Here is a 22,587-nt window from a genome sequence, read left to right as displayed (position 1 = left end):
GCCCGATGATCTGATCAGGCCCACCGGATCTGTGTCCAGGGTCAGCAACGATGTTGCTGGCCCTCACAGGCCAATTTGAAACCCTCCTCCAAAAAACACATTCCCGCATGGGGTCTGCGCTATTCCAATGGCATCACTGTCACCCGAACTTCGGGATCATGGCTGCCACCGCCCAGAATCACCCCGCGCAACGGCGACACATCGGAAAAGTCCCGGCCCCAGGCCAGGGTGATGTGCTCCAGCGCCGGTTGCACATTGTTGGTCGGGTCAAAATCCACCCAACCCAACACCGGGCAAAACACCGATACCCATGCATGCGATGCATCGGCGCCGATCAGCCTTGGCTGGCCCGGTGGGGGCTGTGTCAGCAGATAGCCACTGATGTACCGCGCCGCCAACCCACGGGAGCGCAGGCAAGCGAGCATCAAATGCGCGAAGTCCTGGCAAACCCCACGACGCCTCTCCAGCACTTCCACCAACGGCGTCGCCACTTGGGTCGCCTCGGCGTCGAAGGTGAACTCGCTGAAGATCTTCTCCATCAACGCTTGAGCCCCCAGCAGCAATGGCCGGCCAGCAGGAAAGCAACTTTCGGAGAACTCGACGAAACTGCGTTTCAAATGCACGTAGGGCGATTCGAAGCGGTAACGGCAGGCTTCCAGCAACGCAGGCGAGAGTGGCTGACCGCTGTAGGTCAGCGCGTTGCAGGTCGCTTCCCAGGCCGGCGATTGATTGAAGTCCAACGACGGCCGTTCCAGCACTTCGACGGTGAGCCGAGCGTTGACCAGCAATTCATCGTGGGGGCGCTCGAACGCCAACCGGGTCAGCGGATTGCCGAACACATCCAGCTCATCCCGGCGTGAAGTCGGCTGGGGACTGATCTGCAACTGCTGCTCGGTGCAGCGCTGCCAGGCACAGGCCCGCGGCCACAAATGTGCCAGTTGCTGGGCCAGGGACACCGGGCTGTCGTAGTGATAATGGGTGTCGTGGAAGATCTGGTAATGGGCACTCATCAGACGGACACCGTGCGCTGGCTGACATCATCGACATGGGCGAAATGGCGCAAGGCCAGGCGATCCGACACCTGTCCGCTGGCATCGGCAATCTCTTGCAGCAGATCCGCCAGCCCCTCTACGGCGGCATGAACACTGGCCTCGCCGAACAGCGAGTTCTCCAGGCAGCCCAGATCGAAGTGCGCCAGCCGCTCCACCAACTGCAGCAGACCTGTTTCGCGCGGCGCGCCGAAGTCGTCATTCAAGCGCTTCAACGTACGGGTCACCAGTTTCAACTGGAACAGCACCGCGTGCGGGTTTTGTTCATCGAGCAGCAACAGGTCGAGCACCGGGATCAATTGCGCCACCGCCAGGTACCGCGAGCGGTAGGTGATGCTGCTGTTACCCAGTTCCAGCAGCCATTCCAGCCCGGCCTGATCGAAAGCCCCGGCACCGCGCAAAAACGCCGCCAGACTGCCGCTGAGAAATTGCAGCCGTTCGATCCGCCGACCGATCATCAGGAAACGCCAGCCTTCGTCCCGTGTCATGTCGTCGAGGGCAAAGCCGGACAGCGCCGCCAGCGACATTACCAACCGGTTGAGGAAGTCCAGCAACTCGCCGAAATCCGGCTCTTCGGTTTCCAGCTCCATGGCCTCGCGCTGCAACTCCACCAGCGCTTGCCAGTTCTCTCGCGAGAGCTTGCCGCGTACTTGCGACGCCGCCCACTGCAAACGCTGCAGATTGGAACGCAGGCTGAACGGCCAATCATCGCCGAGCAGCGCCGCCAGCAATCGTTCCGGCAACTCACCCTCCTCCGGCAACAGATTCAGGCGTTCACCGAGATCGACCGCCGCCTCCAGGGCTTGCGGGTCATCGCCATCGACATAGCGCGCGAGCATGACCCGCAGCAGCCGCGCGCTGTCATCGCAGCGCTCGCAATAACGGCCGAACCAGAACAGGTTCTCGACCACCCGCGATGGCAGATACGGATCACGGCGCACCAGATCGTGAACGCCAATGTTGCGCTGGGCTTTCCATTGTTCGCCGCTGGGTGGGCGATCGCCCAACACCCAGGTGTCTTTGCTCGCGCCACCGCGTTGCATCGACACCGCTTCGGCATCGGCCTCGGCGGCAACCCGGGTCAAGCCACCGGGCAGCACTCGATAACCCTCCCGACTGGCCACCGCATACACGCGCATGCCGATGGCTCGCGGTTGCAACTGTCCGCCTTCGGCCTGCCAGATCGGCGCCTGGGACAGTTGCGCCAATTCTTGCGCAACATAGGCATAAGGCCGTGCCTGCATGCGCTCGGCCAGAGCCTGGCGCTGTTTTTCACTCAAATCACGCCCAAACACCGGTGCAAAGCTCTGCGACGGAAACGCCGGCTTGATCAACAGTTCCGGCAGTTTTTCCAGGGCCTGGGCCAGCACCGGCGCTTCGCCGCACCACCAGGTTGCGATGGACGGCAGGATCAACTCTTCACCGAACAGGAATTGATTGATTTTCGGCAGGAAGCCCAGCAAACCCGGCGACTCCAGCACACCGCTGCCGAGGGCGTTGGCCACCAGCACCCGGCCCTGACGCACCGCTTCGAGCAGCCCCGGCACGCCAAGGGCCGAGTCGGTGCGCAGCTCCAGCGGGTCGCAGAAATCATCGTCGAGCCGACGCATGATCGCGTGAACCCGGCGCAACCCGCTCAAGGTTTTCAGATAGACCGTGGCATCGCGCACGGTCAGATCACCGCCCTCCACCAGTGGATAACCGAGCTGACGAGCCAGGTACAAGTGCTCGAAATAGCTTTCGTTGAAACGCCCCGGTGTCAGCAGGACCACCAGCGGCGCTTCATCGTCGCTCGGCGCCTGCCGGGCGAGTGTTTCCTGAAGTGTGCGGAAGAACCCGGCCAGGTGCCGCACCTTCAAGTCGCGATACAACTCGGGGAAGGCCCGGGACACGATGGTGCGGTTTTCCAGGGCGTAACCGGCACCGGATGGTGCTTGAGTCCGGTCGGCGGTCACCCACCAGCGACCGTCAGGCGTGCGCGCCAAATCCACGGCATACAGATGCAGAAAGGCCCCGTCGGGCGGTGCGATGCCCTGGCAAGGCCAGAGGAAGTTGTTATGACCGAACACCAGTTCAGCCGGCAGCAGGCCTTCGGCGATCAAGCGTTGAGGACCGTACAGGTCCGCCAGCACAGCATTGAGCAAACGCGCCCGTTGAGCGATCCCGGCCGAAAGCTGCTGCCACTCATCGGCTGCAATCACATGAGGCAACAAATCCAGCTCCCATGGCCGATCAGCGCCCTTGGGGTCGGCGTAGACGTTGTAGGTCACGCCGTTTTCCTGAATCTGCCGGGTCAGCAGCGCCTGACGCTGCACCAGTTGCGCTGGCGTGCTGCGTTGCAATTGATCGAACAGCCGCCGCCAGTGCGGGCGCACGGCGCCGCTGTTGTCGAGCAGTTCGTGATAGGTGCCCGCAGTCAACGGGTAGCGGTCAAGCAGGTCAGGCATGGAAAGCTCGTCAGACAGCAAAGAACGGTCAGACTAACGCAGGCTCATGACGCCCGGATAGACGAAAAATCCGAGCGTCGCGTACGGTTTAAAAGCGTCGCAAATCGAGTGTCATCGGCAGCTCGTCGTTGATTTCCAGTTTCGGTACAGGAAGTTTCCCAGGCGTGTGTCCGATGCGGAAGAAACGCGCCATCCGCCGGCTCTCGGCTTCATTGGCGTTCACCGGCAGGCTGTCGTAGTTGCGCCCGCCCGGATGGGCGACGTGGTACTGACAACCACCCAGCGAACGCCCCATCCAGGTGTCGAGCAAGTCGAACACCAGCGGTGCGTGGACCGGGATAGTCGGTTGCAGACAGTTGTACGGTTGCCAGGCACGGAAACGTACACCGGCGACGAACTCGCCGACCCGACCGGTAGGTTGCAACGGCACCGGGATGCCATTGCAGGTCAGCAGATAACGTTGCGGCGGCAACCCCGTCAGCTTGACCTGCAAACGTTCCAGGGACGAATCCACATAACGCACCGTACCGCCCGCGCTGCCCTCTTCGCCCAACACATGCCAGGGCTCCAGCGCCTGACGCAATTCCAATTCGATGCCGCTGACGGCGTAGTCGCCGACCTTGGGAAAACGGAACTCCAGATGCGCCGCGAACCACTCTGCCTGCACCGGATAACCGGCGGCATTCAGGTCGACGATCACATCGGCGAAATCTTGCTCGATAAAGTGCGGCAGCAAGAACCGGTCGTGCAGTTCGGTGCCCCAGCGCGCCAGTTTCGGCGGTGCATAAGGCTCGCGCCAGAACCGCGCCACCAGCGCCCGCAACAACAACTGCTGAGCCAGGCTCATGCGCGCATGGGGCGGCATTTCAAAGGCTCGCAGTTCCAGCAAGCCAAGGCGTCCGGTGGCGCCGTCCGGTGAATAGAGTTTGTCGATGCAGAACTCGGCGCGGTGGGTGTTGCCGGTCACGTCGATCAGCAAATTGCGCAACAAGCGATCCACCAGCCATGGTGGGCATTCTTCGCCCGGCTCCGGCATCTGGGCGAAGGCGATTTCCAGTTCATACAGCGAATCGTTGCGCGCTTCGTCCACCCGCGGTGCCTGGGATGTCGGGCCGATGAACAGCCCGGAAAACAGGTAGGACAAGGACGGGTGGTTATGCCAGTAGCTGATCAGGCTGCGCAGCAGGTCGGGACGGCGCAGAAACGGTGAGTCAGCCGGGGTCGCGCCCCCCAGGACGAAATGGTTACCGCCGCCGGTGCCGGTGTGCCGGCCGTCGATCATGAATTTCTCGGTGGTCAGCCGGGTCTGGCGCGCCTCTTCGTAAAGAAACTCGGTACGTTCCACCAACTCGTCCCAGGTAGCGGACGGCTGGACGTTGACCTCGATCACGCCCGGATCCGGGGTAATGCGAAAGTTGCTCAGACGCGGATCGCTCGGCGGTTCATAGCCTTCCAGCAATACCGGGCAATGCAGTTCCTCGGCGGTGGCTTCGATGGCGGCGACCAGTTCCAGGTAGTCCTCGACCCGCTCCAGTGGCGGCATGAACAGGTACAACCGACCTTCACGTGCTTCGGCGCAGAACGCGGTGCGGGTCAGCCAGTCGGCGGACTGGTCGATCTCGGGCACACGTTCGTCAGCCGTTTTCGGTTGAGCGTGATTCCGTAGCTGGTCGGTACCCGGCAGCTCAGGGAAGTCCTGATTCGGGTCCGTGGGGTGAATGAACGGGTACTCCGCGGCTTTCACCCAAGGCTGCGAGCCGAGCGGCAAGCGATAACCCAGTGGCGAATCCCCCGGTACCAGTCGGCAGTGTTCTTCGCGCAGGTACCAGCGACCGCTCTGCCATTGATCGCCCTTGGCGGTGCGCGCCAGCGGCAGGACCTGACCGATGACCTTGTCCAGGCCTTGGCTGAAGACTTTGCGCAGGCGCGCACGCTCCAGAGGTTCTTCCAGGCGTGAGTCTTCGGCGCTGACGTTCTGCGGCAACGTTCCTTCGCGCCAGAGGTAATAGAAATTGTCTTCGTAGGCCGGGAACACGAAGCGTGTCGGAATCTTCAAGCGTTCGGCGACACTCGCCAGGAAACGCCCGGCCAGTTCGCCATCGGCACCGTAATCTTCCCGCTCGTCGGCAATCAGCGCGCTGTTATGCCAGATCGGCACGCCATCGCGGCGCCAATAGCAGTTCAGCGACCAGCGCGGCAGTTGCTCGCCGGGGTACCACTTGCCTTGACCGAAATGTACCAGGCCCTTGGGCGCGTAATGCTTGCGCATGCGCTGGAACAGTTCGGCTGACAGCCGACGCTTGTCTGGCCCGAGCGCGGCGGTGTTCCACTCGGCGCCGTCCGGGTCATCAATGGAAACGAACGTCGGCTCGCCGCCCATGGTCAGGCGCACGTCACCTTCGAGCAAATCAGCATCGATCTGCCGGCCCAATGCCTGAATCGCCAGCCATTGGTCTTCGGTGTAGGGTTTGGTAACCCTTGGCGCTTCCCAAATCCGCTCGACCGACATTTCGTGGGTGAATTCGCACTCGCACGGTTCCACCAAACCACTGATCGGTGCCGCAGAGGATGGGTCGGGGCTGCACGCCAACGGAATGTGTCCTTCACCGGCAAACAACCCTGAGGTTGCGTCCAGGCCGATCCAGCCGGCACCGGGCAAATAGACTTCGCACCAGGCATGCAGGTCAGTGAAATCCACTTCGGTGCCCGAGGGACCGTCGAGGCTTTTGACATCGGCAGTCAGCTGGATCAGGTAACCGGAGACGAATCGTGCCGCCAGGCCAAGGTTGCGCAGCAATTGCACCAGCAACCACGCCGAGTCGCGGCAGGAGCCGGAGGCCTGTTCAAGGGTGTATTCCGGAGTCTGTACGCCCGGCTCCATACGAATCAGGTAACCGATGTCTTCGCTCAGGCGCTGGTTGAGTGCGACGAGGAAATCCACGCTGGGCAGCGGCGTGCGGTCGATGCCGTCCAGATAGGCCTTGAATGTCGGCGTCAGGGGCAAGGTTTCCAGGTACGGCGCCAGCTCTTTGCGCTCGTCCGCTGCATAGGCGAAAGGGATCTTCTCGGCGTAGGGCTCGAGGAAGAAGTCGAAGGGATTGAAGACCGCCATCTCGGCCAGCAGGTCGACCTCGATCCTCAGTTCATCGGTTTTCTCCGGGAACACCAACCGCGCCAGGTAATTGCCCTGAGGGTCTTGTTGCCAGTTGATGAAATGCTGCTCGGGCGAGACTTTCAGCGCATAGGACAGTATCCGCGTGCGGCTGTGGGCAGCCGGGCGCAGGCGAACGATCTGCGGACCGAGCTCGACGGCGCGGTCGTAGCAGTAATGCGTGACGTGATGCAATGCGACATGAATCGACACGGCGTGCCTCCTGCGAGCCTTAAACTTATAGGAAAGCGCGCAAGACTTATGCCAGCCCAGCGGCGTTGGCGCTTTCTCCAATTGCTTGAGGCAGTACAGCACCAAAATCGGGCGATGCGGAAAATTGGTTTGGCGCAGTTGCACGCAAATGTGGCGAGGACGTGAATGTACGCGGTCTCTGTGGTGAGGGAGCTTGCTCCCGCTGGGGCGTGCAGCGGCCCTAAAAAGCTGACGACTGCTTCGCAGCCGAACGGGAGCAAGCTCCCTCGCCACAATGAGATTCGTTGTTCCTGAAACGCAGAACGCCAACCCGGAGGTTGGCGTTCTGTTCAGCTCAAGCGACGTTTAGCGCGGCACGACCGGCTTGCGCGCAGGCTTCGGCCCCTTGCCTTTAGCCGCGTCCTTGCGCTCCTTGGCTGCCTGCTGGTTGCGGGCGAATGCCGCCGCCTTGGCCTGTTCACGCTTGTCCCACGGGTTGCCGCCATCGCTGGCACGCGGTGGCAGGCCGGTGTGCTGGGTCAGGATCTTGGTGGTCGTTTCCTTGGCCACTTTGTGGCTGCCAGCCGGCGTCGAGTTCTTGCGACGGGCGCTCTGGTAGCTATCGGTCGCGGGCTGATGCAACGGGATCAACTGGTTCTTGCCCGGCCCGATCAGGTCGGCGCGGCCCATGCGGGTCAGCGCTTCACGCAGCATCGGCCAGCCTTTCGGGTCGTGATAACGCAAGAACGCTTTGTGCAGGCGACGCTGCTCTTCGCTCTTGACGATGGTCACGCCGTCACTCTTGTAAGTGACCTTGCGCAGCGGGTTCTTGCCCGAGTGGTACATCGCGGTGGCGGTGGCCATCGGCGACGGGTAGAACGCCTGCACCTGGTCGGCACGGAAACCGTTGCCCTTGAGCCACAGGGCCAGATTCATCATGTCTTCGTCGGTGGTGCCCGGGTGAGCGGCGATGAAGTACGGAATCAGGTACTGCTCTTTCCCGGCTTCCTTGGTGTACTTCTCGAACATGCGCTTGAACTTGTCATAGCTGCCGATGCCCGGTTTCATCATCTGGTTGAGCGGACCTTCCTCGGTGTGTTCCGGGGCGATCTTCAGGTAACCACCGACGTGGTGGGTCACCAGCTCCTTGACGTACTCCGGCGACTCGACCGCGAGGTCGTAGCGCAGGCCGGAGGCGATCAGGATCTTCTTCACGCCCGGCAAGGCCCGGGCGCTGCGATAGAGCTGGATCAGCGACGAGTGATCGGTGTTGAGGTTCGGGCAAATGCCTGGGAACACGCATGAAGGCTTGCGGCACGCGGATTCGATTTCCGGGGTCTTGCAGGCGATGCGGTACATGTTCGCGGTCGGGCCGCCGAGGTCGGAAATGACGCCGGTGAAACCCGGAACCTTGTCGCGGATCTCTTCGATTTCGCGAATGATCGACTCTTCGGAACGGTTCTGGATGATCCGGCCTTCGTGCTCGGTGATCGAGCAGAAGGTGCAGCCGCCGAAGCAGCCACGCATGATGTTCACCGAGAAACGGATCATCTCGTAGGCCGGGATCTTTTCCTTGCCGTACGCCGGGTGCGGAACGCGCGCGTAAGGCATGCCGAACACGTAGTCCATTTCTTCGGTGGTCATCGGAATCGGCGGCGGGTTGAACCAGACGTCTACCTCGCCGTGCTTTTGCACCAGAGCGCGGGCGTTGCCCGGATTGGTTTCCAGGTGCAGCACGCGGTTGGCGTGAGCGTAAAGCACCGCATCGCCACGGACTTTTTCAACCGACGGCAGACGAATGACGGTCTTGTCGCGAGTCATTTTCGGGCTGGCCAGGATCTGTACGACCTTAGCCTCGCCAGGGTCTTCAACCGGCCCCTTTTCCTGCTCGATGGCGCAGGCGGCGGTGTCCTGGGTGTTGACGTACGGGTTGATGATCTTGTCGATCTTGCCCGGACGGTCGATGCGCGTGGAATCGACTTCGTACCAGCCTTGCGGCGTATCACGGCGGATGAACGCGGTGCCGCGCACATCGGTGATGTCTTCGATCTTGTGGCCGTAGGACAGGCGCTGGGCGACTTCGACGATCGCACGCTCGGCGTTGCCGTAGAGCAGGATGTCGGCGCAGGCGTCGATCAGGATCGAGTTACGCACCCGATCCTGCCAGTAATCGTAGTGAGCGATGCGGCGCAGGGAAGCTTCGATGCCGCCGAGCACAATCGGCACGTGCTTGTAGGCTTCCTTGCAGCGCTGGCTGTAAACCAGGCTCGCGCGGTCCGGACGTTTGCCTGCCAGGCCACCGGGGGTATAGGCGTCGTCGGAACGGATTTTCTTGTCGGCGGTGTAGCGGTTGATCATCGAGTCCATGTTGCCGGCCGCGACACCGAAAAACAGGTTCGGCTCGCCGAGCTTCATGAAGTCGTCTTTGGACTGCCAGTTCGGCTGCGCGATGATCCCGACGCGGAAGCCCTGGGCCTCCAGCAGCCGGCCGATGATCGCCATGCCGAACGACGGATGGTCGACGTAGGCATCACCGGTGACGATGATGATGTCGCAGGAATCCCAGCCGAGCTGATCCATCTCCTCCCTGCTCATGGGCAGGAATGGCGCTGGCCCGAAACATTCGGCCCAGTACTTGGGATAGTCAAATAACGGCTTGGCTGCTTGCATGTCGATAACCGGTGTTGGCTTTCATTGAATTTCGCGGGCGCGGAATATAGCACAAATTTTGACCAATTCCGACGGCTATGGTCGGAAATCGGTGGAGCTGTTTTCGCAAAAATCCCGGGGCTACATATAACCCTTGTGGCGAGGGGGCTTGCCCCCGCTGGGCTGCGAAGCGGCCCCAGCATTCATTTGGCGAGACTGTGTATTCAGAATTTACGACTGCTTCGCAGCCGAACGGGGGCAAGCCCCCTCACCACAGAAGCCCTCGCCACAGTTATTCATCGTCGTCGAAGTTGTAGCTACCCGGCGCCAGGTTTTCAAATCGGGTGTATTTGCCGATGAAGGCCAGGCGAATAAAGCCGATCGGGCCGTTACGCTGCTTGCCGATGATGATTTCGGCAATGCCTTTGTGTTCGGTTTCCGGGTGATACACCTCGTCCCGGTAAACGAACATGATCACGTCGGCGTCCTGCTCGATCGCTCCCGATTCCCGCAAGTCGGAGTTCACCGGGCGCTTGTTCGGGCGTTGTTCCAGGGAACGGTTGAGCTGGGACAGTGCCACCACCGGGCAGTTGAATTCCTTGGCCAGGGCTTTCAGGGACCGGGAGATCTCGGAAATCTCGTTGGTCCGGTTGTCACCACTGGACCCCGGGATCTGCATCAGTTGCAGGTAGTCGATCATGATCAGACCGATCTCACCGTGCTCACGCACCAGACGACGGGTCCGGGCGCGCATTTCCGAGGGGCTGATACCCGCCGTGTCGTCGATGAACAACTTGCGATCATTGAGCAGGTTGACCGCCGACGTCAGGCGTGGCCAGTCGTCGTCTTCCAGGCGACCGGCCCGGACCTTGGTCTGGTCGATACGACCGAGGGACGACAGCATACGCATGATCAGCGATTCGCCTGGCATCTCGAGGGAGTAAACCAGGACAGCCTTCTCGCTGCGCAGCACGGCGTTTTCCACCAGGTTCATCGCAAAGGTGGTTTTACCCATGGACGGACGGCCGGCGACGATGATCAGGTCGGCCGGTTGCAGGCCACTGGTCTTCTCGTCGAGGTCGGTGTAACCGGTGGACAGGCCGGTGATCGAGTTGTCGGTGTTGAACAAGGTATCGATGCGGTCGATGGCCTTGGTCAGCAGGTCGTTGACGCTGACCGGACCGCCGGTTTTCGGACGAGCCTCGGCAATCTGGAAGATCTGCCGTTCGGCCTCGTCGAGAATCTCGGCGGCGGTGCGGCCTTCAGGATTGAAAGCGCTGTCGGCGATTTCGGTACTGATGCCGATCAACTGGCGCAGGGTTGCCCGCTCGCGAACGATCTGGGCATAGGCCTTGATGTTGGCGACGGACGGCGTGTTTTTTGCCAGTTCGCCAAGGTAACCGAGACCGCCGACCTGGGACGTCTGACCTTCCTTGTCCAATTGCTCGGCCAGGGTCACGACGTCGATTGGCTGGTTCTGGTCCGCCAGTTTGGCGATGGCACGGAAGATCAGGCGGTGGTCATGCCGATAGAAATCGCCGTCGGAGACTTGATCGAGCACGCGTTCCCAGGCGTTGTTGTCCAGCATCAACCCACCGAGCACGGCCTGTTCGGCCTCGATGGAATGCGGCGGCACCTTCAGGGCAGCGGTTTGCAGATCGTATTGCTCGGGAGCGGAGATATCGTTCATGGCCACTTGGTTTATTCAGGAGAAGCAGAGGTTGTGAAAATCAGGAACTGCAGAAAGACAAAGGGCACGACCTGTAAACAGGATCGTGCCCGATGTTACCGGCAAGCACCCGAGGGTGCCAGCCGACAAGTGCTGCTTAAGCTGCTACCACGACAACGCGTACGGTGGCTTCAACTTCGGCGTGCAGGTGCACGGCTACGTCGAATTCGCCTACGTTGCGGATAGTGCCGTTCGGCAGACGAACTTCGCTTTTTGCAACTTCAACGCCAGAGGCGGTCAGTGCATCAGCGATGTCGTGGGTGCCGATCGAACCGAACAGCTTGCCTTCGTCACCGGCGGTGGCAGTGATAGTCACTTCCAGCTCAGCCAGTTGGGCGGCGCGGCTTTCAGCCGATGCTTTACGGTCTGCTGCGGCTTTTTCCAGCTCAGCGCGACGCTCTTCGAACGCAGCCAGGTTGGCTGGGGTCGCAGCGGTAGCTTTGCCGTATGGCAGCAGGTAGTTACGACCGTAACCAGCCTTAACGTTCACTTTGTCACCCAGGTTGCCCAGGTTGGTGACTTTTTCCAGAAGGATCAGTTGCATGTGAAAATCCTCTTAACTTTTAACCTTCACCGTTCGCGCTATCGGCATCTTTCGGTGCCGAACGACCGCGAAAATCAATCAGGCTGTCGACGATGGCCAGAACCACCAGCAACGGATAGATCAGCTGCATGAACAGCAACAGCGTGACGTACAACCCCACCAGCCAGAACTTGGCCAGTCGCTTTTGCGCCACCAGCCCGTGAATCAGGGCCAGCCCGGCGAACACCAGCGGTACGCTGCACAACGGCGTCAACATGGCCATCTGCGGGCCAAGATTTGGCCCCAGAAGCATTAACGCCAGCAGCAACATCGCCGGTCCCAGCGGGATTCGGATGGCGCGAAACTCGCGACCAAAACCACCCGGGTTGTACAACAACGCCTGCCAGTAGCGCCCGACAATCAGGCTCAGCACACTGACGATTTGCAACAAGGCCGCAATCAGGCCGGTCAGGACCGGTGCAATCAGGGACGCAAAGCGCGCTTGCTCGTCTACCGACAATTGCTGGTAGACCTCACCGAGTAGCGACGGCATGACTTTTATCAAAGCCTGCGCCAGCATCTCGATCTGGGGCGCAAAAGCCGCCCCCAGCACCACTGAAAACACCAACCCCATCGCTATGCTGACCAGCAGCACGCGGTTCCAGGACTCGCTTGCGCGCAAAACCAACGCAAGGCTCGAAGACCCCAGCAGCACCAGAAGTGCCCGTGGATCATCGAAGAAAAGCCACCAGATCAACGCCGGCAGCAGTCCCAGAGCAAGTACGCCAACGGCGTCCTTCAATCCGCGCCGCAGGAGCACAAGGCATCCAGCGGCAGCACCCAACCAATACAACAACGGCAATGTTGCGCATCCGGCCACTACCAGAGTGGCCTGCATACGGCCGCGCATGATGAACTCAGCTAAGGCGCGCATGCATTCAATCCTTTGCTACGTGTCGACTGCCCGGTCTCAGCGGCCGTGGCTGTCGGTGTAGGCCAGCAGGGCCAGGAAGCGGGCGCGCTTGATAGCGGTGGCCAGCTGACGCTGATAACGTGCTTTGGTACCGGTGATGCGGCTTGGAACGATTTTGCCGGTCTCGGATACGTAAGCTTTCAGAGTGTTGAGATCTTTGTAATCGATCTCTTTCACGTCTTCAGCGGTGAAGCGGCAGAATTTACGACGACGGAAGAAACGTGCCATGTAATAGGCTCCTCAAAAGGTCCGTGGATTACTCGTCAGCGTTATCGCTGTTGTCGCTGTCATCACTGTCAACGCCTTCAGCGTCGGAGTGCTCAGGACGGTCGCGACGCTCACGGCGCTCACTGCGGTTTTCTTCAGCCTTGAGCATCTCGGATTGGCCGGTAACGGCTTCTTCGCGACGGATGACCAGGTTACGGATCACTGCATCGTTGTAGCGGAAGTTGTCTTCCAGCTCGGCCAGGGCCTTGCCAGTGCACTCAACGTTCAGCATCACGTAGTGAGCCTTGTGAACATTGTTGATTGCGTAGGCCAGTTGACGACGGCCCCAATCTTCCAGACGGTGGATTTTGCCGCCGTCTTCTTCGATCAGCTTGGTGTAACGCTCAACCATGCCGCCGACTTGCTCGCTTTGATCCGGGTGGACCAAAAAGATGATTTCGTAATGACGCATGAATGCTCCTTACGGGTTGTAGCCTGCCGCTCAAAAGCGGTCAGACAAGGAGTGAATGACACTTATGGACTTGCTTGCGATAGACACATGCGTGCCTGCCGTCACAGCAAGGGGCGCAATTGTAGAGAAGGGTCGAGGGAGGTGCAAGGCAATTGGTGATTATTTGAACAATCACTTCGACTGGAAAGCCGAACACTTGCAGGAGCCGCCTGCGGCGACTCCTGCAGAGGAGTCTCAGGACTTTTTGGCGGTCCCGGCGGCTTTGACGCCACGCTGGCGCAGCGCTTCGAACAGGCAGACGCCGGTGGCGACGGACACGTTGAGGCTGCTGACGCTGCCAGCCATCGGCAGGCGCACCAAATAGTCGCAAAGGTCGCGAGTCAGGCGGCGCATGCCGCTACCTTCGGCACCCATGATCAGGATGGTCGGGCCCGTCAGGTCCTGCTGATACAGATCCTGTTCAGCCTCGCCCGCCGTACCGACGACCCACAAGCCGCGCTGCTTGAGTTTTTCCAGGGTGCGCGCCAGGTTGGTCACGGCGACCAACGGAATCACTTCCGCCGCGCCACAAGCAACTTTTCGAACCGTCGGGGTCAGCGTGGCTGATTTGTCCTTCGGCACGATCACCGCCAGCGCGCCGGCCGCATCGGCCGAACGCAGGCAAGCGCCGAGGTTGTGCGGATCGGTCACGCCGTCGAGCACCAGCAGCAAAGGCGCGCCTTCGGTGCGATCGAGCAGCTCGTCGAGCATGGCCTCGCCCCAGACCTGGCTCGGGCTGACGTCCGCCACCACGCCCTGGTGCACGCCTTCAACCCAGGCGTCCAGCTCGCGACGCTCTGCCTGACCGACGGCCACGCGATTTTCGGCAGCGAGTTCGATCAGCGTCTGAACGCGCGGATCGCTGCGGCCTTCAGCCAGCCAGATCTGCTTGACGCGTTTTGGGTGGTGACGCAGCAACGCTTCTACTGCGTGCACGCCGTAGATCTTTTCCAACTGACTCATGACTTGGCCTTAGGTTTACGCGCCCCGCCGCTTCTGGCGGCTGGAGCGGAACCCGCTTTTGGCGGGCCTTTACGGTGTTTGCTCGGTTTGGCTGGCTTGCCGCCGGAGGCCTTCTCAGGCGCCGACCGCCCGGTCTTTCCCCCAGACGCCGCTTTACCGCCGCTTTTCGCTTCAGACAGCAATGCCTGTTTCATTTCACGACTTTTGCGCAACTCGGCATTTTTTGCCGCCGCATCGCTCGGACGATAGGCTTCGACGGCCTTTTCCTTGGCAGGACGACGCCCGGCCTTGGCCAGTACTGGCTCGGCAGCTGTTTTGATAGCAGGCGCTGCGGTTTCAGTGCCGCGCTTTTTGCGACCGATCGGTGCGCTGATGGTTTTTTCGGCCATCTCGAAGTCGATCTTGCGCTCGTCGAGGTCGACGCGCATGACGCGCACTTCAACGGTGTCGCCCAAGCGGAAGCTACGACCGGTACGCTCACCGGCGAGGCGATGGTGCACAGGATCGAAGTGGTAGTAGTCACCCGGCAGCGCGGTGACGTGCACCAGGCCTTCGACGTAAATATCGGTCAGTTCGACGAACAGGCCGAAACCGGTCACGGCGGTGATCACCCCCGGGAACGATTCGCCCACACGGTCTTTCATGAACTCGCACTTGAGCCAGTTCACTACGTCGCGGGTGGCTTCGTCGGCACGGCGCTCGCTCATCGAGCACTGTTCGCCGAGCTGCTCCAGGGTCGCTTCGTCGTACGGATAGATCCGCGCCTTCGGAATGGTCATCGCACCGGCACGGCGAACGTGCGGGGTGTCCATTTTCGAATGGATGACGCTGCGAATCGCCCGGTGCGTGAGCAAGTCCGGGTAGCGGCGAATAGGCGAAGTGAAGTGGGTATAGGCTTCGTAATTCAGGCCGAAGTGGCCCTGGTTATCGGCGCTGTACACCGCTTGGCTCAACGAACGCAGCATGACGGTCTGGATCAGGTGGAAATCCGGACGATCCTTGATGCCCGCGAGCAAAGCCTGGTAATCCTTCGGCGACGGACCGTCCTTGCCTTTGTGCAGGGACAGGCCGAGCTCGCCGAGGAAGGCGCGCAGTTTTTCCAGACGCTCCGGCGGCGGGCCGTCGTGGACGCGATACAACGCAGGGATTTCGTGCTTTTTCAGGAATTCGGCGGTGGCCACGTTGGCCGCCAGCATGCATTCCTCAATCAGCTTGTGAGCATCGTTGCGAACGGTCGGACGGATTTCGGCAATCTTGCGCTCGGAACCGAAGATGATCCGGGTTTCCTGGGTTTCGAAATCGATCGCGCCGCGCACGTGACGAGCCGCCAGCAGAACCTTGTACAGCGCATACAGCTGCTTGAGGTGCGGCAGGACGTCGGTGTATTCACCACGAAGCTGACGCGCTTCGGTGGCTTTCGGCGTTTCCAGCATGGCGCTGACCTTGTTGTAGGTCAGGCGGGCATGGGAGTGAATCACCGCTTCGTAGAAGCAGTAGTCGGTCATTTCGCCGGATTTGGAGATGGTCATCTCGCAAACCATGGCCAGGCGATCGACGTGCGGGTTCAGCGAGCACAGGCCGTTGGACAACTGCTCAGGCAGCATCGGTACCACGCGCTCGGGGAAGTACACCGAGTTGCCGCGAACCTGGGATTCGTTATCCAGCGCCGAACCGATTTTCACGTAGCTGGAAACGTCGGCAATCGCCACGTACAACTTCCAGCCACCGGAGAACAGGCGCAGCTTGCCCGGTTTGGCTTCGCAGTAGACCGCGTCATCGAAGTCGCGCGCATCTTCGCCGTCGATGGTCACGAACGGCAGATGACGCAGGTCGATGCGCTTCTCTTTGTCTTTCTCTTCGACTTCAGGCTTGAGCTTGGCGGCTTCTTTCAAGACCGCTTCAGGCCAGACGTGCGGAATATCGTAGGTGCGCAGGGCGACATCGATTTCCATGCCCGGCGCCATGTAGTTGCCCACCACCTCGACCACGTCGCCTTGCGGCTGGAAGCGTGGCGTCGGCCAGTGGGTAATCTTCACCTCAACGAACTGGCCGATCTGCGCGTTGGCGTTGCGACCTGGCGTCACCAGCACTTCTTGCTGGATCTTCGGGTTGTCTGCGACGACGAAACCGATACCGCCCTCCTCGAAGTAACGACCGACGATGCTCTCGTGGGCACGGGACACCACTTCGACAATCATGCCTTCGCGGCGACCGCGACGGTCGAGGCCGGAAACACGTGCCAGGGCACGGTCGCCATCGAACACCAGGCGCATTTGCGCCGGGCTCATGAACAGGTCGTCACTGCCGTCGTCCGGGACCAGGAAGCCGAAACCGTCACGGTGACCGCTGATGCGGCCCAGGATCAGGTCGAGCTTGTCCACCGGCGCATAAGTGCCGCGACGGGTGTAGATGAGTTGAGCGTCGCGCTCCATGGCGCGCAGGCGGCGGCGCAGGGCTTCGATCTGGTCTTCTGTGGTCAGACCAAACTCTTCGACCAGCTGCTCGCGGTTAGCAGGCGAACCTCGATCAGCAAGGTGCTGAAGGATCAGTTCGCGGCTAGGAATAGGGTTTTCATATTTTTCCGCTTCACGAGCGGCCTCGGGATCGAGGGACTGCCAATCGGCCATTAGAGAGTTTTCACCTTGTCTATATGCGGGTTAGTTTGGCATAGGCGTAATGAAACGGGAAATTTCAGGCTATGACAGCCCATCTAAAGCCCTTTATCGACACCGCGAAGCTGATTTGAATGCCGCCGGTAAAATTTTCCAGGTTTTTTTGATGACGGGGGTTTACAGTTAAAAAGACGCTCCGTATAGTGCGCGCCATCGACGACGCACTAGCGCTGCCGATACTGCCCAGATGGTGAAATTGGTAGACACGCCAGCTTCAGGTGCTGGTGACCGCAAGGTCGTGGAAGTTCGAGTCTTCTTCTGGGCACCAATTTCGAGCTTGAGATTAGATCAATTTCAAGGCTCACACAAAAACCCGCGAAAGCGGGTTTTTGCATTTCAGGCTTCTGAATTATTAAAATTAAATCAGGGGTTTACAGATCAAAATGCTCTCCGTATAGTGCGCCACATCAACAGCGGCAACGCTGAAGATCATGCCCAGATGGTGAAATTGGTAGACACGCCAGCTTCAGGTGCTGGTGACCGCAAGGTCGTGGAAGTTCGAGTCTTCTTCTGGGCACCAATTCAAATTCAAGGTCACGATCTTGAATTTCACAAAAACCCGCGAAAGCGGGTTTTTGCGTTTCTGGCCTTTGAAAACCCCAAGCCATTACTTCCCCGTGGCGAGGGGGCTTGCCCCCGCTGGGTCGCGAAGCGGCCCTCATCACTCGTTAGTCATACCGTAACTTCAGGATTTACGACTGCTTCGCAGCCGAACGGGGGCAAGCCCCCTCGCCACAGAGTCCAGCGCCAGCCCATTAGCAAACACTCCTCAGACCCGCAAGGCGCACTTGAGAAGCAATATCGTTTATCATTGTTTCAAGTTTTTGCAATGCGACAGTGAGGAACCCTGCGAATGATGCTTCGAAATACCCTGCGCCGCGGCCTGACCATCACCCTCCTCGGCCTGACACTCGCCACGCCCCTCACCCAAGCCGCCGATCCGGTTTCCCTGACACTCTATAACGGTCAACACAAGGAAGTCGGCGACGCCGTCGCCAAAGCCTTCGAAGCCAAGACCGGGATTCACGTCAATGTGCGCAAGGGCAGCAGCAACCAACTCGCCAGCCAGATCGTCGAAGAAGGCGATCGCTCCCCCGCCGATGTGATCTACACCGAAGAATCGCCACCGCTGAACAAGCTCGGCGAACAAGGCCTGCTGGCGAAAGCCGATGCCGCCACACTTGAAGTTCTGCCCAAGGACTACGTTGCCGGCAACGGCACCTGGATCGGCATCACCGCGCGGGTCCGGGTCGTCGCCTTCAACCCTAAACTGATCGACGAAAAAGACCTGCCCAAGTCCGTGATGGAATTCTCCGATCCAAAATGGCAAGGCAAGGTCGGCTTCGTGCCTAGCAGCGGCGCCTTCCAGGAACAGGCCGTGGCGATTATCAAGGTCCACGGGATGGACGCCGCCGAAGAATGGCTGACCGGCCTGCGTGCGTTCGGCAAAACCTACAGCAACAACATGGTTGCACTGAAAGCCGTGGAAAATGGCGAAGTCGCCACCGTGCTGGTGAACAACTATTACTGGTTCGCCTTGCAGCGTGAAAAAGGCCAACTCGATTCGAAACTGCATTACTTCACCGGTGGCGACGTCGGCGGACTGATCACCGTTTCCAGCGCTGGCGTACTGAAATCCAGCAAACATCCAAAAGAAGCCCAGCAATTGCTCGCCTACATGGCCAGCGAAGAAGGTCAGCGCGTGATCACCCAGACCACCGCTGAATACCCACTGCACAAGGGCATGGAATCGGATCGCGGTCTCAAGCCGTTCAGCGAACTGCAAGCGCCGAACGTCACGCCAGCCGATCTCGGCAACGCCGAAGAAGCCCTGGACCTGGAACGTGACGTTGGCTTGAACTGATGAGCGCCTCGTTATCCGCCCCCGCTTCGCATGGGGGTTACATGCCAAGGCGCAAGCGGCCGTCGATCTGGCTACTGCTACCGGTTCTGCTGCTGGTGGTACTCAGCCTGTTGCCGCTGGCCTATGTCGGCCTCAAAACCTGGCAAGCCGGCTGGGCCGAGGCACTGCATCTGCTGTGGCGGCCCTACGTGTTTGGCCTGCTGCGCAATACCCTGGCGCTGATGCTGGGCGTCACATTGGCCTGCGGTGTGATTGGCTTGTCACTCGCCTGGCTGCTGGAGCGCAGCAATCTGCCGGGACGGCGGTTATGGGGCGTGATCCTGTGCCTGCCGTTCGCGGTGCCGGCATTTGTCAGCAGCTTCACCTGGGTTTCCCTGAGTGCTCACTTCGAAGGGCTGGGCGGGGCGATTCTGGTGATGACGCTGTCCAAGTACCCGCTGATCTTTCTGCCGGTCGCGGCAACGCTGCGCAATCTCGACCCCTCTCTTGAAGAGTCTGCCCGCACCCTGGGGCAGAATCGTTGGGGTGTATTCTTCAAAATCACCCTGCCCCTGCTCTGGCCATCACTGCTGGCCGGTTCACTGTTGATTGCGCTGCACATGCTGGTGGAGTTCGGCGCGCTGTCGATCATCGGCCTGCAAACCTTTACCACGGCGATCTATCAGCAGTTCGAACTGGAATTCAGCAACGCCAATGCAGCGATGCTTTCTGCGGTGTTGCTGGCGCTGTGCCTGGTGCTGCTATGGCTTGAGTTACGCGTGCGCGGCAAAGGCCGTCACGTACGCACCGGTCAGGGCGCTGCGCGGCATGCGGAGCAGGTTCGTCTGGGGCGATGGGCGGCTGTGGGACAACTTTACTGCCTGCTGCTGGCGATCATCGGCAGCGGCATTCCACTGGGAATGCTGGCGTACTGGCTGATGGTGGGTTCGTCGGCAGCGTTCCCGGTGGCCGCGATCAGCGAGGCATTGCTCTCGTCGCTGGCACTGTCGCTCGGTGGCGCTGCGCTGTGCCTGGTGCTGGCGGTGCCGGTGGGGTTGCTGGTGGTGCGCCATAAAGGCCGACTGGCAATCTGGGCCGAGCGCTTGCCGTATCTGCTGCATGCACTGCCGGGATTGGTGATTGCGCTGACCCTGGTGTATTTCGCCCTGCATTATGTGCCAGTGCTGTACCAGACCTCGGCGCTGTTGCTGATAGCCTATGCGCTGTTGTTTCTGCCACTGGCGCAAGCACCGATTCGCACCGCACTGAACAAGGCCGCACCGCAACTGGAAGAGGCCGCACGCACGCTGGGGGCGTCGTCTTTCAGCGCGTTTTGTCGGGTGACCCTGCCCATCATCTTTCCTGCCCTGGGCGCAGCGTTTGCGCTGGTGTTTCTGGATGCGATGAAGGAACTGACGGCGACGCTGCTGCTGAGCCCGACCGGGCTCAATACGCTGGCGACGGAAGTCTGGGCGCATACCGCGAATGTGGAGTTCGCGGCGGCGGCGCCTTATGCGGCGTTGTTGATATTAGTGTCGGGATTACCGGTGTACCTGCTGACGACACGAATGTATTTGAGCCGTTGAGAGCGCCATCGCGAGCCAGCTCGCGATGGCGATTGTCCTGCCTGAAGATCAAGCCCTGAACTGCCCCAGGCTCGCCTTCAACTGCGCCGCCAACCCATCCAGCACCTTGCCGCTGGCCGTGGTCTCCACGACCGCCTGAGCTGCTTTCTCAGCTTGAGCATGGATGGTCTCAACCCGCCCACGCACGGCCTGCGCACCTTGCGCCTGATGCGCCGCGGCCTGGGTCGCCAGGCCGATCGCCGCATGCACCTGCTCGACCGACGCCTGCACCGACTGTTGCAACCGCGCGCTATCGCGCAACACCAGCAGGCCTTCGCTGGCCTGACGCCCAGCCTGCCCGATTGCCGCAACCGCCTCACGCGCACCCTGCTGCAGCGCAACAATGTGCGCCTGAATATCGCCGGTGGAGCTCTGGGTCTTGCTCGCCAGCGCCCGCACCTCGTCCGCCACCACGGCAAACCCGCGACCGGTCTCGCCGGCACGCGCCGCTTCAATGGCCGCGTTCAGCGCCAGCAAGTTGGTTTGTTCGGCGATCCCGTGAATCACCGTCAGCACCACTTCAATCTGCTCACTCTGCTGTGCCAGACGCTCGATGACTTTCGCACCGGTGTCGACTTGTCCGGCCAATGCCTCGATGAGACTGCCGACTTTCGCCGAAGTCCGGGTGTTCTCATCCGTGGCCTGACGAATGTCCACCACCTGCTGCAAAGCGGCCTGCATGGCGTGGCTTTCAGACTGAGCCTCGTCAGCCATTTGCGACAACGCGCGCAGGCTTTCGGCCACTTCATCGCGCTGCATGCCAGCCGCTGCATCAGCACCGGCATTGCGCAGGGTCATGGCGCCGATTTCCACGCCGGTACGCTGGGCCACATCGCCCGCCTCGCGCACGATCGGCTGTAATTTATCCACAAAGCGATTGACCGCCGAGGCCATGTCGCCGATCTCGTCCTGGCTGTTTATCTGCACGCGCTTGGTCAGATCGCCCTCACCCGCTGCCAGGTCATCCATCGCGACAATAAGCATTTTCAGGCGTTTGACCACTCGACGCCCCAGCACCACCGCCAGTAACAGCAGCACACCGAAACCCACCACCGCCAGGCCCATGCCGATGCGCCAGCGCAAAGCCCCCGCGGCTTCCTGCACGGCGCCCGTGGTGTTGGCTTTCATTTCAGAAGCAGTGGACTGCGCCGATTGCAGACGTCCGCGCATCGCCGTTGCGCTGTCGGCCGCCGCACCTTTGAGGCTGTCACCCACCAATTGATCGCTGCTGGCGATCAGCGCCGAGAAGCGCTTGTCCAGCGCCGCAAGATCGGTTTCCACGGAGGCAGTTGAGACCCCCATCAAGACCTTGCCGATTTCCACCCCATTGGGACTGATCGAGGCTTCAAGGTAGTAGACCGACGGATCGCTCTTCGCTGCATCCAGCACCTTGTCCAGCGCCCGCTCGCCCTGGCCTTTCTCCAGCAGCCCCTTGTTGATCGGGTTCTCCCGGTTGAGATAGCGCGTCAGGTGCTGGCCCGTGGCGTCGTCATAGACCACGAACAACACGTTGGGATTGCGCTGGGCGCGGCGAGCGAATTCGGACAGGGTAGGAATATCGCTATCCCACATGGCGCGGGGTGCGACCGAGGCCAGAAGTTGCGCCATGTCGTTGGCCGACTCCTTCAAATCCTTCTCCAGCGTCGTACGCAGTTGAGCCTGCTCGTCTTTCAAACGTGAAGACAGCCCAGCGGTCAGGCGCTGACGGGTACTGCTGGACAGGTTATCCAGGCTCGACGTGACTTCACGCCCCGCCTGCTCCAGCTCACCGGAGAGCTTTTGGCTATCGGCGCCCAGGCGCACGCCCAGATCGGTTTCCAGCGCAGTCACCGTGCTCCGGGTCAGAGCGACAGCCACCAGCACCTGCACCAAAAGGGCGATACCAAGGGTAACGAACACGGGCCGCAACAAACGGCTTTGTAACAGTGAGAGAACGGCCGACACAGGAAATCCCTCTACTCTAACGCCATTAAATTGATGGCATTCTGAAGGCGATATTCACAGCAAAGGTCATGCCGTCCAACAGGCATAAACGACAAAGGCCCCGATTAAG

The 22,587-nt window shown here is 60.7% G+C and carries 14 protein-coding genes and 2 tRNA genes; 4 read left to right on the top strand and 12 right to left on the bottom strand.

Going from position 1 to position 22,587, the window contains the following annotated elements; all coding sequences use genetic code 11:
- Positions 1–119 precede the first annotated feature (119 nt).
- The 11 genes from AC1DQM_RS21020 to rnr all read right to left on the bottom strand — a co-directional run bounded on the left by AC1DQM_RS21020 (position 120) and on the right by rnr (position 17,021).
- Positions 120–1,010, bottom strand: coding sequence for a transglutaminase family protein (locus tag AC1DQM_RS21020; RefSeq protein ID WP_477746788.1), 891 nt, complete (start codon positions 1,008–1,010; stop codon positions 120–122).
- The gene (locus AC1DQM_RS21015) at positions 1,010–3,496 is read right to left on the bottom strand and encodes a circularly permuted type 2 ATP-grasp protein (protein WP_204123902.1); all 2,487 of its coding nucleotides are present in this window, start codon (positions 3,494–3,496) and stop codon (positions 1,010–1,012) included. The genes AC1DQM_RS21020 and AC1DQM_RS21015 overlap by 1 nt, the downstream gene beginning before the upstream one ends.
- 88 nt (positions 3,497–3,584) lie before the next feature.
- Positions 3,585–6,860 carry a transglutaminase family protein gene (locus AC1DQM_RS21010; protein ID WP_477746787.1) on the bottom strand — a complete coding sequence of 1,092 codons (3,276 nt, stop codon included), beginning with the start codon at positions 6,858–6,860 and terminating at the stop codon, positions 3,585–3,587.
- A 345-nt stretch (positions 6,861–7,205) separates the two neighbouring features.
- Positions 7,206–9,509, bottom strand: coding sequence for a YgiQ family radical SAM protein (locus AC1DQM_RS21005; RefSeq protein WP_026286605.1), 2,304 nt, complete (start codon positions 9,507–9,509; stop codon positions 7,206–7,208).
- A gap of 271 nt (positions 9,510–9,780) precedes the next feature.
- A complete protein-coding gene (gene dnaB, locus AC1DQM_RS21000; RefSeq protein ID WP_019650685.1) occupies positions 9,781–11,178 on the bottom strand; it encodes a replicative DNA helicase in 1,398 nt (465 codons plus the stop codon).
- 136 nt (positions 11,179–11,314) lie between these two features.
- Complete coding sequence (gene rplI / locus AC1DQM_RS20995) at positions 11,315–11,761, bottom strand: 50S ribosomal protein L9 (protein WP_007939577.1); 447 nt, start codon at positions 11,759–11,761, stop codon at positions 11,315–11,317.
- Positions 11,762–11,780: 19 nt separating this feature from the next.
- Positions 11,781–12,674 (bottom strand): YybS family protein, encoded by an 894-nt coding sequence (locus AC1DQM_RS20990; RefSeq protein WP_019582207.1) that lies wholly within the window; start codon positions 12,672–12,674, stop codon positions 11,781–11,783.
- A gap of 36 nt (positions 12,675–12,710) precedes the next feature.
- Positions 12,711–12,941 carry a 30S ribosomal protein S18 gene (rpsR, locus tag AC1DQM_RS20985; protein ID WP_002551829.1) on the bottom strand — a complete coding sequence of 77 codons (231 nt, stop codon included), beginning with the start codon at positions 12,939–12,941 and terminating at the stop codon, positions 12,711–12,713.
- A 28-nt stretch (positions 12,942–12,969) separates the two neighbouring features.
- Positions 12,970–13,392 carry a 30S ribosomal protein S6 gene (gene rpsF, locus AC1DQM_RS20980; RefSeq protein ID WP_007939579.1) on the bottom strand — a complete coding sequence of 141 codons (423 nt, stop codon included), beginning with the start codon at positions 13,390–13,392 and terminating at the stop codon, positions 12,970–12,972.
- Positions 13,393–13,626: 234 nt separating this feature from the next.
- Positions 13,627–14,394, bottom strand: a complete 768-nt coding sequence (rlmB, locus tag AC1DQM_RS20975) for a 23S rRNA (guanosine(2251)-2'-O)-methyltransferase RlmB (protein ID WP_018928494.1) — start codon at positions 14,392–14,394, stop codon at positions 13,627–13,629.
- Entirely contained in the window at positions 14,391–17,021 is a 2,631-nt protein-coding gene (gene rnr, locus AC1DQM_RS20970) for a ribonuclease R (protein ID WP_477746786.1), read from the bottom strand. The genes rlmB and rnr overlap by 4 nt, the downstream gene beginning before the upstream one ends.
- A 226-nt stretch (positions 17,022–17,247) precedes the next feature.
- Between rnr and AC1DQM_RS20965 the strand changes: the two genes are divergently transcribed.
- From AC1DQM_RS20965 to AC1DQM_RS20950, 4 genes are all read left to right on the top strand, one after another.
- Positions 17,248–17,334: transfer RNA gene (locus AC1DQM_RS20965), tRNA-Leu, on the top strand.
- Between the two features lie 165 nt (positions 17,335–17,499).
- Positions 17,500–17,586 (top strand) — tRNA-Leu (locus AC1DQM_RS20960).
- A 333-nt stretch (positions 17,587–17,919) separates the two neighbouring features.
- Positions 17,920–18,930, top strand: a complete 1,011-nt coding sequence (locus AC1DQM_RS20955; protein ID WP_018928496.1) for an extracellular solute-binding protein — start codon at positions 17,920–17,922, stop codon at positions 18,928–18,930.
- Entirely contained in the window at positions 18,930–20,495 is a 1,566-nt protein-coding gene (locus AC1DQM_RS20950; RefSeq protein ID WP_477746785.1) for an ABC transporter permease, read from the top strand. The genes AC1DQM_RS20955 and AC1DQM_RS20950 overlap by 1 nt, the downstream gene beginning before the upstream one ends.
- Positions 20,496–20,543: 48 nt before the next feature.
- On the opposite strand, the gene AC1DQM_RS20945 is transcribed toward AC1DQM_RS20950, so the two are convergent.
- Entirely contained in the window at positions 20,544–22,478 is a 1,935-nt protein-coding gene (locus AC1DQM_RS20945; protein ID WP_477746784.1) for a methyl-accepting chemotaxis protein, read from the bottom strand.
- Positions 22,479–22,587: the final 109 nt, after the last annotated feature.

It is taken from the genome of Pseudomonas sp. 01L34, from assembly GCF_056400265.1.
This window is presented reverse-complemented; position numbering and strand designations above follow the sequence as displayed.

Excerpts from the sequence above, each read along its gene's own strand:
- AC1DQM_RS21020 (WP_477746788.1), bottom strand. The coding sequence starts at position 1,010 with ATGAGTGCCCATTACCAGATCTTCCACGACACCCATTATCACTACGAC.
- AC1DQM_RS21015 (WP_204123902.1), bottom strand. The coding sequence starts at position 3,496 with ATGCCTGACCTGCTTGACCGCTACCCGTTGACTGCGGGCACCTATCAC.
- AC1DQM_RS21005 (WP_026286605.1), bottom strand. The coding sequence starts at position 9,509 with ATGCAAGCAGCCAAGCCGTTATTTGACTATCCCAAGTACTGGGCCGAA.
- dnaB (WP_019650685.1), bottom strand. The coding sequence starts at position 11,178 with ATGAACGATATCTCCGCTCCCGAGCAATACGATCTGCAAACCGCTGCC.
- rplI (WP_007939577.1), bottom strand. The coding sequence starts at position 11,761 with ATGCAACTGATCCTTCTGGAAAAAGTCACCAACCTGGGCAACCTGGGT.
- AC1DQM_RS20990 (WP_019582207.1), bottom strand. The coding sequence starts at position 12,674 with ATGCGCGCCTTAGCTGAGTTCATCATGCGCGGCCGTATGCAGGCCACT.
- rpsR (WP_002551829.1), bottom strand. The coding sequence starts at position 12,941 with ATGGCACGTTTCTTCCGTCGTCGTAAATTCTGCCGCTTCACCGCTGAA.
- rpsF (WP_007939579.1), bottom strand. The coding sequence starts at position 13,392 with ATGCGTCATTACGAAATCATCTTTTTGGTCCACCCGGATCAAAGCGAG.
- rlmB (WP_018928494.1), bottom strand. The coding sequence starts at position 14,394 with ATGAGTCAGTTGGAAAAGATCTACGGCGTGCACGCAGTAGAAGCGTTG.
- rnr (WP_477746786.1), bottom strand. The coding sequence starts at position 17,021 with ATGGCCGATTGGCAGTCCCTCGATCCCGAGGCCGCTCGTGAAGCGGAA.
- AC1DQM_RS20955 (WP_018928496.1), top strand. The coding sequence starts at position 17,920 with ATGATGCTTCGAAATACCCTGCGCCGCGGCCTGACCATCACCCTCCTC.
- AC1DQM_RS20950 (WP_477746785.1), top strand. The coding sequence starts at position 18,930 with ATGAGCGCCTCGTTATCCGCCCCCGCTTCGCATGGGGGTTACATGCCA.